14 protein-coding genes and 1 tRNA gene are annotated in these 13,494 nt (G+C 72.6%); 6 read left to right on the top strand and 9 right to left on the bottom strand.

What is annotated here, in order from left to right; genetic code table 11:
* Positions 1–47: 47 nt before the first annotated feature.
* Together AC3ANS_RS19640 and AC3ANS_RS19635 are read right to left on the bottom strand one after the other, a co-directional pair.
* On the bottom strand, positions 48–1,043 hold the full coding sequence (locus tag AC3ANS_RS19640; RefSeq protein WP_488293261.1) for a hypothetical protein: 996 nt from the start codon (positions 1,041–1,043) through the stop codon (positions 48–50).
* Positions 1,044–1,112: 69 nt separating this feature from the next.
* On the bottom strand, positions 1,113–2,486 hold the full coding sequence (locus AC3ANS_RS19635) for a cryptochrome/photolyase family protein (protein WP_488293260.1): 1,374 nt from the start codon (positions 2,484–2,486) through the stop codon (positions 1,113–1,115).
* A 46-nt stretch (positions 2,487–2,532) separates the two neighbouring features.
* Between AC3ANS_RS19635 and AC3ANS_RS19630 the strand changes: the two genes are divergently transcribed.
* Together AC3ANS_RS19630 and AC3ANS_RS19625 are read left to right on the top strand one after the other, a co-directional pair.
* Complete coding sequence (locus AC3ANS_RS19630; protein ID WP_488293259.1) at positions 2,533–3,219, top strand: iron-dependent transcriptional repressor DtxR; 687 nt, start codon at positions 2,533–2,535, stop codon at positions 3,217–3,219.
* 170 nt (positions 3,220–3,389) lie between these two features.
* On the top strand, positions 3,390–3,728 hold the full coding sequence (locus AC3ANS_RS19625) for a hypothetical protein (protein WP_488293258.1): 339 nt from the start codon (positions 3,390–3,392) through the stop codon (positions 3,726–3,728).
* A gap of 3 nt (positions 3,729–3,731) precedes the next feature.
* On the opposite strand, the gene AC3ANS_RS19620 is transcribed toward AC3ANS_RS19625, so the two are convergent.
* Complete coding sequence (locus AC3ANS_RS19620; RefSeq protein WP_488293257.1) at positions 3,732–4,571, bottom strand: Sir2 family NAD-dependent protein deacetylase; 840 nt, start codon at positions 4,569–4,571, stop codon at positions 3,732–3,734.
* Positions 4,568–4,837, bottom strand: a complete 270-nt coding sequence (locus AC3ANS_RS19615; RefSeq protein WP_488293256.1) for a DUF2277 domain-containing protein — start codon at positions 4,835–4,837, stop codon at positions 4,568–4,570. Before AC3ANS_RS19615 ends, AC3ANS_RS19620 begins: the two co-directional genes overlap by 4 nt.
* Before the next feature lie 60 nt (positions 4,838–4,897).
* Between AC3ANS_RS19615 and AC3ANS_RS19610 the strand changes: the two genes are divergently transcribed.
* The gene (locus AC3ANS_RS19610) at positions 4,898–6,082 is read left to right on the top strand and encodes a saccharopine dehydrogenase family protein (protein WP_488293255.1); all 1,185 of its coding nucleotides are present in this window, start codon (positions 4,898–4,900) and stop codon (positions 6,080–6,082) included.
* A gap of 9 nt (positions 6,083–6,091) precedes the next feature.
* On the opposite strand, the gene AC3ANS_RS19605 is transcribed toward AC3ANS_RS19610, so the two are convergent.
* Entirely contained in the window at positions 6,092–7,213 is a 1,122-nt protein-coding gene (locus AC3ANS_RS19605) for a PAS domain-containing sensor histidine kinase (protein ID WP_488293254.1), read from the bottom strand.
* Positions 7,214–7,719: 506 nt separating this feature from the next.
* Positions 7,720–7,792: transfer RNA gene (locus AC3ANS_RS19600), tRNA-Arg, on the bottom strand.
* A 199-nt stretch (positions 7,793–7,991) separates the two neighbouring features.
* Here AC3ANS_RS19600 and AC3ANS_RS19595 point away from each other — a divergent pair.
* Together AC3ANS_RS19595 and AC3ANS_RS19590 are read left to right on the top strand one after the other, a co-directional pair.
* Complete coding sequence (locus AC3ANS_RS19595; RefSeq protein ID WP_488293253.1) at positions 7,992–9,179, top strand: LCP family protein; 1,188 nt, start codon at positions 7,992–7,994, stop codon at positions 9,177–9,179.
* Positions 9,176–9,373 (top strand): hypothetical protein, encoded by a 198-nt coding sequence (locus tag AC3ANS_RS19590; protein ID WP_488293252.1) that lies wholly within the window; start codon positions 9,176–9,178, stop codon positions 9,371–9,373. Before AC3ANS_RS19595 ends, AC3ANS_RS19590 begins: the two co-directional genes overlap by 4 nt.
* 3 nt (positions 9,374–9,376) lie before the next feature.
* Here the strand turns inward: AC3ANS_RS19590 and AC3ANS_RS19585 are convergent, their stop codons facing one another.
* The 3 genes from AC3ANS_RS19585 to AC3ANS_RS19575 all read right to left on the bottom strand — a co-directional run bounded on the left by AC3ANS_RS19585 (position 9,377) and on the right by AC3ANS_RS19575 (position 10,758).
* Positions 9,377–9,766, bottom strand: a complete 390-nt coding sequence (locus AC3ANS_RS19585) for an MscL family protein (protein ID WP_488293251.1) — start codon at positions 9,764–9,766, stop codon at positions 9,377–9,379.
* Positions 9,767–9,775: 9 nt separating this feature from the next.
* A complete protein-coding gene (locus tag AC3ANS_RS19580) occupies positions 9,776–10,411 on the bottom strand; it encodes an SAF domain-containing protein (protein ID WP_488293250.1) in 636 nt (211 codons plus the stop codon).
* Positions 10,412–10,476: 65 nt separating this feature from the next.
* Positions 10,477–10,758 carry an FmdB family zinc ribbon protein gene (locus AC3ANS_RS19575; protein ID WP_488293249.1) on the bottom strand — a complete coding sequence of 94 codons (282 nt, stop codon included), beginning with the start codon at positions 10,756–10,758 and terminating at the stop codon, positions 10,477–10,479.
* Between the two features lie 105 nt (positions 10,759–10,863).
* Between AC3ANS_RS19575 and AC3ANS_RS19570 the strand changes: the two genes are divergently transcribed.
* Positions 10,864–13,485 (top strand): penicillin acylase family protein, encoded by a 2,622-nt coding sequence (locus AC3ANS_RS19570; protein ID WP_488293248.1) that lies wholly within the window; start codon positions 10,864–10,866, stop codon positions 13,483–13,485.
* The last annotated feature ends 9 nt before the right edge of the window (positions 13,486–13,494 follow it).

Here is a 13,494-nt window from a genome sequence, read left to right as displayed (position 1 = left end):
GGGGCCTCCTGGGGTCGGCGCGCACCGGCGGCGCGGGCCGGAGGGCCTCACGCTGGCATGCGGACGCGCCGAGGTCCACCCCGTCGCTCGCGCCGGGCTGCCGCGGCGCACAGGGCAGCGACCAGCAGCAGGAGCGTGATGTTGTGGCCGTACTTCCGCGCGTCGCTGACGTCCCCGATGGGTGTTGTGAGGAACGCGTAGGCGCCGGCGGCCAGGAGCGCTCCGGCGGCGAGCGCGAGCACGTGCCGCTGGCTCCAGTCTCCGCGCGCCGCGAGCTGCCCGACGGCGCCAGTGGCACCGAGCGCCAGCAGGACCACCAGCGTGGTCCCGATCCGCGACGGTGGGATCGCGACCCAGCCGAGCATGGCCACCCCGGCCGCGGCCGCCACCACGCCGGGACGCGGCACCCGTCCCGGGACGATCGGGCCCGGGCGCCCGCCGACGACCACGGCCGCGACCACCAGGGCGATGGCTGCCACGGCGGAGCCGGCCAGCTGCCCCCAGGTCGCGCTCGCCTCGCCGGTGTCGTAGGCGTCCTTCGCGACCAGCACGCACGCTGCGGCGTACAGGAGGACGACGACCGGGAGCGTGACCGGGCCGAGCCACGGCTGGTGGCGGCGGCGCCCGCTCAGCGTCTCGACGAGCGCGACGGGCGAGCCGATGCTGAGGATCACGTGCCCGCCGACGAACGACACGGCCAGGTAGACGCTCAGGCCGACGGGGGCGAGGTACGTCGGCGCCGACATGTCGGACCAGTACGGGATGTCGCGGTAGCCGGTGCTCCACATCGACTGGTCGACCAGCCCGGCCTCCACCACCCCGAACGCGCCGGCCAGGAGCAGCAGGCCCGGCCACCCCAGCCCCCGCCGACGGGCCGCCTCGCGGATCAGCAGTGCCGGGGCGCCGTACAGCGGGGAGAACACGACGAGGTTGCCGACCAGCGTGGCCGGATGCCCCGTGCTGTCGTCGTAGCCCCAGAGGTACTCCGCACACACCGGCGCCAGGAGGAACAACCCGAGGGCGGGGAGCCAGGCCGTGCGCACTCCTCCGACGCTACGAGCCGGAGGCGCCCGGTGGATCGGCCCTGAGTAGCCCGTGGCCCCCGACCAAAGTCAGCGGATCTCCTCCCAGCGGTCGAGCGCCTCGCGCCGCTCGGCCGGGTGGTCGACGATCGGATCGGGGTAGCCCGCGGCCGCCCGTTCCGTCGGGGCCGGGTCGTGCGGGTCCGACACCGCGGCGAGCTCCGGCACCCACCGGCGCACGTAGTCGCCGCGCGGGTCGAACTTGCGGCCCTGGGCGGTCGGGTTGAAGACCCGGAAGTACGGCGACGCGTCCGTGCCGCATCCGGCGGTCCACTGCCACCCGTGCTGGTTGGAGGCCAGGTCGGCGTCGACCAGCCAGCGCATGAAGTGCCGGGCCCCGTGCTGCCACTCCAGGTGCAGGTCCTTGACCAGGAAGCTCGCGACGATCATCCGCACCCGGTTGTGCATCCAGCCGGTCGCGCGCAGCTGTCGCATCCCGGCGTCGACGAGCGGGAAGCCCGTGCGGCCTTCCTGCCACGCCTCTAGCCGGGTGCCGGGCTCGTCGTAGCGCATCCGGGCGAACTCGGGCCGCAGGTAGTCCCGGGCGGTCTCGGGCCGGGCGTGCAGCACGTCGGCGTAGAACTCCCGCCAGGCCAGCTCCTTGCGATATGTCGTGGCTCCGTCGCCGGCCAGCCTCGACAGGTCGGCGAGCATCGTGCGGGGGTGGATCTCGCCCCACTTCAGGTGCACCGACATCCGCGAGGTGCCCTCGACCCCGGGCCGGTCGCGGTCCTCCGCGTAGCCGTCGACCCGGTCGAGGAACTCCGCCCAGCGTCGCCGGGCCGCGGCCTCGCCGGCCTCGGGCAGCGTCAGGCCCTCCGGTGGCTCGGAGCGGGGGAGGTCCGCGACCTCCTGCAGCGTCAGCCACTCGGCCCCCTCGGGCGTGCCGGCCGGGCCGCGCCACCCGTGCTCGGCCCAGGCCCGGTGGTACGGCGTGAACACCCGGTAGGGCTCGCCCGCGCCCGTGGTCACCCGCCCCGGTGCCACGGCGTACGGCGAGCCCGTGCGCACCAGCTCGGCACCCGCGCGGGTGAGAGCCTGCTCGACCGCGGCGTCCCGGCGCTGCCCGTACGGGCCGTAGTCGGCCGCGACGTGCACCCGCCGCGCGCCGACCTCGCGGACGGCCAGGGCCAGCTGGGCCACCGGGTCGCCACGCAGCACCGAGAGCCGGGCACCGAGCTCGCGCAACGATGCGTCGAGCGCGTGCAGCGACGCGGTCAGGTGGGCGCGCCGGCTCGGGCCCGCCGGTCCCCACAGGGCGGGGTCGAGGACGAACAGCGGGAGCACCGGGCCGTCCGCCGCGGCCTCCAGCAGGGCAGGGTTGTCGCCCAGTCGCAGGTCGCGGCGGAACCAGTGGATCGCGGGCGTCGGTCCCGGCGTCGGTCCAGATGTCGGATCGGGCATCGCGTCCACGATGCCAGCAGGTTGGTGAATAGGAGAGGATGGGCAGGTGAGTGACCTGATCGACACCACCGAGATGTACCTCCGGACCATCTATGAGCTGGTCGAGGAGGGCATCGTCCCGCTGCGCGCCCGGATCGCCGAGCGTCTGCACCAGAGTGGCCCGACGGTCTCCCAGACCGTCGCCCGGATGGAGCGCGACGGCCTGCTGACGGTGCAGGGCGACCGGCACATCGAGCTCACCGACGAAGGGATGCGTCTGGCGACCCGGGTGATGCGCAAGCACCGGCTCGCCGAGCGCCTGCTCACCGACCTGATCGGCCTCGACTGGGAGCTGGTGCACGAGGAGGCCTGCCGCTGGGAGCACGTGATGTCCGAGACGGTGGAGCGCCGCCTGATCGAGCTGCTCGACCACCCCACGGAGTCGCCGTACGGCAACCCGATCCCGGGCCTCGACGAGCTCGGCGACCACGGGGCCGGGGAGCACTTCATGGAGGGCGTCGAGCCGCTGTCGAGCGCCGCCGGGCCCGACGAGGGGCGGGTGCTGGTGCGCCGCATCTCCGAGGAGATGCAGAAGGACGAGGTGCTGATGAGCGCGATGCGCCGGGTGGGCGCCCTGCCGGACAAGACCATCACGGTGGTGGCGACCGAGGAGGGGGTGCTGGTCGGTTCCGGGGGCGAGACGGCCGAGATCGTCCCGGAGGCCGCCGACCACATCTTCGTCCGCAAGCTCTGAGTCGCACCGCAGGTTTTACTTTCGAGCACCAACATCGCGGGCGCTCGTGTTGCCATACTTTTACCAATCTGTGCATCGCTCGTGGAAATGCTCGGAGTACTTTTTCGGCAAGCGGGTCCGTCCTGGGCGTGCATGTCGTCGGTCGGGGGTGGACGACGTGGGGGAAGTCAATGGAGTTCATCGAGCTGAATAGCCCTGCCCGCATATCGGGCGAGCACGTGCTCGTCATTTCCCATTCGTCGACCGCACTGACCCGTGGCCTGGACCACGGTGAGGCCGTCGTCCTGCAGACCGACCGTGGTGAGCTCTACGCCGCCGAGGTGATCGACATCGGGTTCTGGCCCGAGGACACCGTCTACACGCTCGCGCTCGGCGCGCGCCTGCCCGAGAACCTCGCCCGCGAGCGGATCGCCGGGCTCGACCCGTCGACCCACGACCTGGCGCTCCACGAGATCGTCGACCTGCTCGGCGAGCTCGCCCGCCCGCACGACCCCGACCGGCGCGACTGACGATCAGGTCCGGCGCGCCGCCAGCTCGGTGAGGAACTCGCTGCACCCGGCGTGGACGGTGCAGGCGGCATGCTCGTCGCCGCGGGTCGCACCCCGGTTGACGATCACCACCGGCGTGCCGGCCCGCGCGGCCCGGCGTACGAACCGGAACCCCGACATCACCGTGAGGCTCGACCCCGCCACCAGCAGGGCGCCGTCACGTCCGGCCAGCGCGTCGACCGCGGCGTAGCAGCGCTCCACGCGCGGCGCCGGCACGTTCTCGCCGAAGAAGACGACGTCGGGCTTGAGGATGCCGCCGCAGCCGGTGCACTCGGGCACCTCGAAGCCGGTGGTCTCCTCGAGCTCGACGTCACCGTCGGGCCGTACGGCGGCCGCGGCGTGCCGCTCCGCGAACCCGGGGTTGAGCTCGGTGAGCCGGGTCTGGAGCTCGGCCCGGGACGTGGTCGCCCGGCAGCCGAGGCAGATCACGTCGGCGATCCGGCCGTGCAGGGCGACCAGGTGTGGCGTGCCGACCCGCTCGTGCAGGCCGTCCACGTTCTGGGTGATCAGCAGGTCCGGGGCGATCCGCGCGAGTGCGTGGTGCCCGGCGTTCGGCTCGGCCTGACGCATCCGGCCCCAGCCGAGGTGGCTGCGGGCCCAGTACCGCTGGCGCGCGGGCGCCCCCGACACGAACTCCTGGTAGGTCATCGGCCGACGGTCCGGGGCGCCCGGCCCCCGGTAGTCGGGGATGCCCGAGTCGGTGGACAGCCCCGCGCCGGTGAGCACGACCAGCGGCCGGTCGGCGAGCAGGCCCAGGGCCGGGGCTAGGTCCGGGGCCGTGGCGGGGCCGGTGGCCAGGGTCAACGGGCGTACCGCATCTGGGCCTTGGCGCGGGCCTTGGCCGCCTCAACCTCGCGGTCCTTCGGCGGTGCGGCCGTGACCAGGTCATCGAGCAGGTGCTCGGTGATGTGGGCGATCTCGGCGACCGCCCGGTCGAACGCCGCCTGGTTGGCCTGCGACGGCTTCGTCGTACCGCTGACCTTGCGCACGTACTGCAGCGCGGCGGCGGTGACCTCGTCGCGGGTGGCCGGCGGCTCGAAGTTGTTGAGCGGTCGGATGTTGCGGCACATGCGACGAGGGTACGTCGAGACGCCCTCGGCGGACCGGTCAGAACCTGGCAGGGTGGGCTCATGGCTGACGCACGCGAGCTCGACCGGGAGTACGACATCGTCCTGTTCGGCGCCACCGGGTTCACCGGGCGCCTCACCGCCGAGTACCTCGCCCGGCATGCGCCCGCCGGGCTGCGCTGGGCGCTGGCCGGCCGCAACCCGGAGAAGCTCGGGGCCGTACGCCGGCACCTGGCGACGATCGACCCGGTCGCGGGCGACCTGGCGCTCCTGCACGCCGACGTCACCGATCCCGCCTCGCTCGCGGACGTGGCCGCCGGGACCCGGGTCGTGATCACGACCGTCGGGCCCTACCTCGAGCACGGCGAGCCGCTGGTCGCGGCGTGTGCCGCGGCCGGCACCGACTACGTCGACCTCACCGGCGAGCCCGAGTTCGTCGACCGGATGTACCTCGCCCACCACGCGACCGCCGAACGCACCGGCGCCCGGATCGTGCACGCGTGCGGCTTCGACTCGATCCCGCACGACCTCGGCGCGCTCTACACCGTGCAGCAGCTCGCTGCCACCGGCCCGGTGCGGCTGCGCGGCGTCGTCCGCTCGGCGGGCACGTTCTCGGGCGGCACGTTCCACTCGGCGCTCGGCCAGTTCTCGCGGGCCCGGCAGATGCGGGCGGCGATGCAGGAGCGCCGCCGCGCTGAGCCCCGCCCCGAGGGGCGCCGCTCCCGCGCCGTCTCGGGCAAGCCGCACCGCGACTCGCTGCTGGGGTACTGGCTGCTCCCGCTGCCCACGATCGACCCGTTCATCGTGGCGCGCAGCGGTGCCGCGCTCCCGGCGTACGGCCCGGACTTCGCCTACACCCACTACGCCGGCACCAAGACCCTGCGGTACGCCGCGGGTGGGGCCGCAGCGGTCACCGCGATGTTCGCGAGCGCTCAGGTGCCGCCGCTGCGCAACGTGCTCCTCGGCCGGGTCAAGCAGGGCGACGGCCCCAGCGAGCGCCGCCGATCGAAGTCGTGGTTCACCGTCGACTTCGTCGGCGAGGGCGACGGCCGCACCATCCACACCCGGGTCTCCGGGGGCGACCCCGGCTACGACGAGACCGCGAAGATGCTCGCCGAGTCGGCGCTGTGCCTCGCGCTCGACGACAACCCGACCACGGCGGGTCAGGTCACCACGGCCCAGGCGATGGGGGACAACCTGATCGCCCGCCTCCAGGCCGCCGGCATGCGGTTCGAGACCCTCGTCTGACGCGTCGGCTCAGCCGGAGGGCGCCGGCACGCCGCGGACCGGGGGTCGCCTGGGGAGGGACATCGTGACTCGCAGGCCGTGCGGCACGTGGTCCCCCAGCTCGAGCCGCCCTCCGTGTGCGGCCGCGACGGTCGCGGCGAGCGCCAGACCCAGGCCCCGGCTGTGCACGACCCCGCTCTCGTCCGGTCCGACCTCGAACGGCTCGAGGAGCCGCTCCCGGTCGGCGACCGGTATGCCCGGGCCGTCGTCCTCGACGACGAGCTGCAGCGTGTCGCTGTCGCCGTCGCCGCCGTCGCCGCCGGCCTGCCGGACCGTCACGTGGGTGCCGCCGGGGCAGTAGGCGAGGGCGTTCTCCACGAGCGCGTCGACCGCGCGGGCGATCAGGCCGCGGTCGACCAGCGCGGTCAGGCGCTCGGGCAGGTCGACGCTCAGGGTGATGCCGCGGTCGAGCGCGCGGCGCTGCTGGGCCGCGAGCACGGGTCGCAGCACGTGCATCAGGTCGGCGTGGGTGGTGGTCGCGCGGGTCGCGGCCTCGAGGTCGACCAGCTCGGAGACCGCGCGGGTGAGGTCCGCCAGCCTGCGGCTCGCCGAGAGCACCCGCTCCAGGCTCTTCGCGGCGGCGGGCGGCAGGTCGACGTCCATGTCCTCGAGCAGCTCGATGTTGCCGAGGATCGAGGTCAGCGGCGTCCGGAACTGGTGGTTGATCACGTCGATGAGCCGGCGGCGAAGGTCCGCCTCGCGCAGTGCGAGGGCGTGCTCGTCGGTGACGTCCCGGACGATGATGACCGCGCCCTCGATCGCCCCGCTGGCCCCGTCGACGTGCGGCGCGGCGCTGATCCGCTGGTAGCGCACCGAGCCGCCGGGATCGCGCACGCTGACGAGCATGTCCTCGACGACCTCACCCGCGAGGGCTCGGCTGCCGGCGAGCTCCGCGAGGGTGAGCGGGGTGACCCCGTCCTCGCCGTACAGCGTGCGCCGCTGCAACATCTCGGCCTGGTCGGCCGGGGACTCGTCGAGGCCGAGCTGCTCCAGCGAGGTCTCGGTGAGCACCTGGAAGCGACCCTCGCGGTCGATGATCGTGACCGTCGTGCCCTGGAGAGAGCTGAGCAGGGCGAGCAGCGTTCGCTCCATACCCGCTCACCCCGAATCGGTCGGATCAGACGACGTCGTGCCCCAGGCCAGAGTCGAACTGGCGACCTTTCGCTTCCAGACTAGGACAGAGCGCGGCTGCTCCATCGATCTGGTCGTGCCCAGGCCAGAGTCGAACTGGCGGCCTTTCGCTTCCGGACTTGGACAGAGCGCGGCTGCTCTATCGACCACGCCGTGCCCCAGGCCAGAGTCGAACTGGCGACCTTTCGCTTCCGGACTTGGACAGAGCGCGGCTGCTCTATCGACCACGCCGTGCCCCAGGCCAGAGTCGAACTGGCGACCTTTCGCTTCCGGACTTGGACAGAGCGCGGCTGCTCTATCGACCACGCCGTGCCCCAGGCCAGAGTCGAACTGGCGACCTTTCGCTTCCAGATTTTGACAGAGCGCGGCTGCTCCATCGATCTGGTCGTGCCCCAAGGCCAGAGTCGAACTGGCGACCTTTCGCTTCCAGATTTTGACAGAGCGCGGCTGCTCCATCGATCTGGTCGTGCCCCAGGCCAGAGTCGAACTGGCGACCTTTCGCTTAGGAGGCGGCTGCTCTATCCACTGAGCTACTGGGGCCCCGCCCGGCCGAGGTCGGGCGTCGGCGGACAGTGTTCCACGACTCCACCGGCCGCCACACGGCTGGACCGCCCAGGCGGCTCATTTTGTCCCGAGGTGCCGCTCACAGGGACACTTAAGGTTCGCGACCTACCCTCGCCCTGCACCTTGACCTGCCCCTTGACCTGCCCCGACCGTCCCCGTGAACCCCGAGGTTGCCATGTCCGACGCTGTGCCCGAGAGCGCTCAGCCGGACAGCGGCGCCCCGAAACGCCGGGGGAAGGCGCGCAAGCGGCACACGATCGGCAAGGTGCTGCTCGCCTCGGCCCTCGTGCTGGCGATGGCGAGCGGCCTCGGGACGGTGTGGCTCTACCGCCACCTCAACAACAACATCAACGTGCTCGACGTGAGCCAGCAGCTGACCGACCAGCCGACCAAGCAGGCGGTCGAGGGCCCGCACGAACCGCTGAACGTCCTGGTCATGGGGTCCGACAGTCGCGACTGCCAGGGCTGCAACATCGACAACCTCACCGGCGGCGGTCAGCGCTCGGACACCACGATCCTGTTCCACCTCTCGGCCGACCGGAAGCGCGCCTACGGCATCAGCATCCCGCGCGACTCGATCGTGGACCGGCCCGACTGCCTCGACGAGAAGGGCAACACGATCCCGGGCGCCGACGGCGTGATGTGGAACGAGGCCTACTCCCTGGGTGGGCCGGCCTGCACGATCCAGCAGTTCCAGCAGCTGACCCACATCAAGATCGACCACTTCGTGGTGGTGAACTTCGAGGGGTTCCGCGGCATGGTCGACGCGATCGGCGGCGTCGAGATGTGCATACCCCAGCCGATCGTCGACCCCGCCCACGGCATCAACATCGAGGCCGGCACCCGCAAGCTCAAGGGCTACGAGGCCCTCAACTACGTGCGCGAGCGGTACGTCGTCGGCAACGGCTCCGACGTCGGCCGGATGAAGCGGCAGCAGGCGTTCATCGGGTCGATGGCCCACCAGGTGGTGACCGCCGGCACCCTGGCCCGCCCCGACCACCTGGTCTCGTTCCTCAACTCCGCGACCAAGTCGCTGACGGTCGACCCCGGCCTGAAGAACGTCTGGAAGATCGCCAAGCTCGGCATCGAGTTCAAGGGCATCGGCCTGGACAACATCCAGTTTCTGACGATCCCGAACATCCCCGACCCCGCGGACCCCAACCGCCTGGTCTGGAAGGACCCGGAGGCCAGCCAGGTCTGGGCGAAGGTCGCCCGCGACGAGCCGCTGACCAAGAAGCTCAGCGGCGACGTCATCAGCGCCGGCAACCTGCCCGGGTCGAACTCGGGCTCCGGATCGGGCTCGGGCGGCGGCAAGAGCGAGGCCGACAAGCAGGCGCTCCAGGACGCGGGGCTGTGCACGTGAGTGAGCACGTGACCGGGAAGGGTCCCGAGACGGACTGGGAGCGTCGCAAGCGGCTGGCCGAGGTCTTCGGCGACGTGCTGCCCGACACCACGAGCGACGGGCGCGACGACTCCGCCCCCGAGAGGCAGACCGGAGCGGAGTCGCCGAGCGAGCGGTGGTTGCGAGAGCAGGTGCCCCCGCACCACGGTTCCTGAGGACTACCCGATGTCGGAGTTGCCCGAGGTCGGGCGGCCCTGCTGGGCGGCGAGCAGGTCGCGGATCTCCTGGAGGAGCTTGACGTCCTCCGGCGTGCCCGGAGCGGGGCTGGGGAAGTACTTCTCCTTCGCCGCCGTGTAGGGAAGCACGATCAGGTAGTAGACGACCGCCGAGATGATGAGGAACGACACGACGGCGGTCAACCAGATGCCGATCGAGATCCCGTGCCAGGAGTAGGTCGAGAAGTCGGGAGTTCCGCCGACCTTCCCGATCAGATCCATGATCAGGCCGACGGTTGCGGTGACGACGGTCGCGAAGGCGCCGGCCATGATGAAGGCGACGGCGAGCTCGACGAGGTTGCCGCGGAGGATGAAGTTCTTGAAACCGGTCATCCCAGCACGCTAGTCGGGGAAGGCGACGCTGAGGAAGGTGTGCGCAGAGGCGTCCGCGATCCGCGGCACGTCGGCGGGTGGAGCGCCGATCACGACGAGCCGGCCCGGGAGCCCGGACGCACCCGCGTCGACGGCGGCGGCGGGCACCGCGAGCACCGGGACGGCCGACGCCACCACCACCGCCTCCCCGCCCTGCGGGTCGGCCGAGACCAGGTCGACCACGTCGCCGACCCGCAACAGGTCGGCCATGCCCGGGTCGGGGAGCCGCACCGGCACCGCCGACAGGCCGGGGTAGCCCTGGGTCAGAGCGGGCCCGACCACGCGGACGTCGGTCACCGGCTCGCCCGCGCGCAGCGGGCCGGCCAGCGTGCGGCCGACGAGGTCGCCGGCGTCGTGGGTCGCGCCGTGGGGGTCTGAGCCCGGGCTGAAGCCGGCGGTGCGCAGGTCGCCCGGCTCGAGAATGCCGCCCGCGGGCAGGTCGTGGGCGGCCACGACGACCTCGACCGTGGCGGGCGGGGGAGCGGCGGCGGCGTGGATGCCGGTGGCGACCGCGACGGCGGTCAGCAGCGCCGCGAGCAGCCGGCGTCGGGACAGGACCGCACGGCGTACGGAGCGGAGCGGGGCGAGCAGGCGGTCACGGCGCATGCCGCGACGCTAGGAGAATCCCGGCGGCGGTGCGCCGGCTCTCCACAGGTCCTGGGGCGGACCCGTCAGTCGGAGGAGGCGGTGCTCGCGGCGACGGCCGGCTTCGACTCGGTCTTGGTCACCGGCTTGGCGTCGGACTTGGGGGCCGCGGTGTCGCTGGCGGAGCTGCTCGACCGGCTGTCGGTGCGGTAGAAGCCCGAACCCTTGAAGACGACACCGACCGCGTTGAACAGCTTGCGGAGCCGGCCCTCGCAGGCGGGGCACTCCGTGAGAGCGTCGTCGTGGAAGCTCTGGAACTCCTCGAAGGCGTGGCCGCACTCGGTGCAGGCGTACTGGTAGGTCGGCACGGTTCTCCTCCGGACTCTCGTCGATGCTCTGCCGCTGCTGGTGACCACTGCTGGCACTCAACCCTGGCGAGTGCCAATGATACGACACGGCACAATGGCTCGACCATGTCAGCAGCGACGAAGGACAGCCCTCCCGGGGGGCGGTGGCAGCGCTTCCGGGGTGCGCCGCGCCTGGTGCGGGTCGCGTCGTACGTCGCCGCGGGCCTGGTGCTGGTGCTGCTCGCCGGGCTCGTGACCGTCGTGCAGCTCGTGCGCGAGCCGTTCCCGCAGACGACCGGCACGGTGGACGTCCCCGGCCTCGACGGCCGGGTCGAGGTGGTCCGCGACGACCACGGCATCCCCCAGCTCTACGGCGACTCGGTCGAGGACCTGATGCGTGCCCAGGGCTACGTGCACGCCCAGGAGCGCTTCTTCGAGATGGACGTGCGCCGTCACGAGACCGCCGGCCGGCTGGCCGAGATGTTCGGGTCCTCGGCGGTGGCGAGCGACGCCTACGTGCGCACCCTCGGCTGGCGCCGGGTGGCCGAGCAGGAGCTCGCGCTCCTGCAGCCGGAGACGCGCGCGGCGCTCGAGGCGTACGCCGAGGGGGTCAACGCCTACCTCGACACCCACGCGCCGCGCCAGATCGCGGTCGAGTACACCGTGCTGAACGCGCACGGGCTCGACTACGAACCCGAGCACTGGACCCCGGTCGACTCGCTGTCCTGGCTGCAGGCCATGTCCTGGGACCTGGGTGGCAACCTGACCGACGAGGTCGACCGAGCCCTCGCGCTCGCGGGGCACACGCCGGCCGAGGTGGCCGACCTCTACCCGGCGTACCCGGCCGACGAGCACGCGCCGATCGTGGGACAGGGCGCGGTCGTCGACGGCGTCTTCGAGCAGGACGCGACGATGACGACCACCCGCAACCCGCGCCGCCCGGCGTACCTCACCCGCACCCGCGGGGAGGCCCGCGCGACCCTCACGCGGCTGCGCGCGGCGCTCGACCGGATGCCGGCGCTGCTGGGGCGCGGCGACGCCCTCGGCAGCAACGCCTGGGTCGTCTCCGGTGACCACACGACCACCGGCGGCCCGGTGCTGGCCGACGACCCTCATCTCGGCACGTCCGTGCCCGGGGTCTGGATGCAGATGGGGCTGCACTGCCGGGCGGTCACCTCCGACTGTCCCCTCGACGTCGCTGGCTTCACGGTCTCCGGTGTCCCCGGCGTCCTGATCGGCCACAACGCCGACATCGCCTGGGGCTTCGCGAGCCTCGGCGCCGACGTCAGCGACCTCTACCTCGAGCGCGTCGACGGCGACCGCTGGCGCTACGACCGACGCTGGCGGCCACTGCGCTCGCGGACCGAGACCATCCACGTGCACGGCGGGGACGACGTCACGATCACCGTGCGCTCGACGACCCACGGCCCCCTGCTCTCCGACGTCGACAGCGACCTGGCCGACGTCGGCCACGACCCGCCCCGGGTGCCCGGCGTGCCCGACGGCGACTACGCGGTCGCGCTCGACTGGACCGGGCTGCACCCGACCCGGACCGCCGACGCGATCCTCGCGCTCGACGCCGCGACCGACTGGGAGTCCTTCCGGACGGCGGCGGCCTCGTTCGAGGCGCCGGCGCAGAGCGTGGTGTACGCCGACCGCACCGGCCACATCGGCTACCAGGCGACGGGCCGGATCCCGATCCGGCGCTCGGGCAACGACGGGCTGGTCCCGGTGGCGGGCTGGAAGCCGGAGAACGACTGGACCGGCGAGCACGTGCCGTTCGACGGACTGCCGCGGCTGTTCGACCCCGAGGACGGGACCATCGTGGCCGCCAACCAGCAGGTGGTCGGGGGCGACTACCCCTACGACCTGGGCGAGGACTGGGATCTCGGCTTCCGGGCGCAGCGGATCCGCGACCTGCTGCAGGGGCAGATCGAGGCCGGCGGGGTCTCGGTGGCGAGCACGTCCGAGCTGCAGCTCGACGACCTCGACCCGATGGGGTCGGTGCTCACGCCGTACCTGCTCGACGTGCGGCTGCCCCGCGGCTACTACTCCGCCGGTCAGCGGCTGCTGCGGCACTGGGACTTCCACCAGCCGGCCGACAGTGCGGCGGCGGCGTACTTCGACGTGGTGTGGCGCGAGCTGCTCGCCGCCCTCTTCCATGACGACCTGCCCGAGGCCGCCTGGCCCGACGGCGGCGACCGGTGGATGGGGGCTGTCGCCGGCCTGCTCGAGAGGCCCACCGATCCGTGGTGGGACGACAAGCGCACCGAGGACGTGCAGGAGACGCGCGACGACATCTTGCAGCGCGCGCTGCGCAACGCCCGCGACGACCTGACCCGTCGCCAGGCCCTCGACCCCGACGAGTGGACGTGGGGTCACCTGCACCGGCTCGCCCTGCATGCCCCCGGCCGGGACGGCCCGTGGCCGCTGCGGTCCCTGACCGACCGCGGCGGCTGGACGGTCGGCGGCGGGTCGGCGGCGGTCGACGCGACCGCGTGGGACGCGGCGCGGGGGTACGCCGTCACCAGTGCGCCGTCCATGCGGATGGTCGTCTCGCTGGCCGACCTCGACGCGTCGCGCTGGATCAGCCTCACCGGCGTCTCCGGCCACCCGTTCAACGCCCACTACACCGACCAGACCGACCTGTGGGCCGATGGCGACACGCTGCCGTGGCCGTTCACCCCGGACGCCGTCGACGCGGCCGGTGAGGACGTGCTCACCCTGGAGCCGGCCGCCCAGGAGTGACGTCCCGCC

The organism is Nocardia sp. 149-1B, assembly GCF_057747975.1.
Note: the sequence above shows the minus strand (reverse complement) of the source record. Positions and strands in the feature narration are given on the sequence as shown.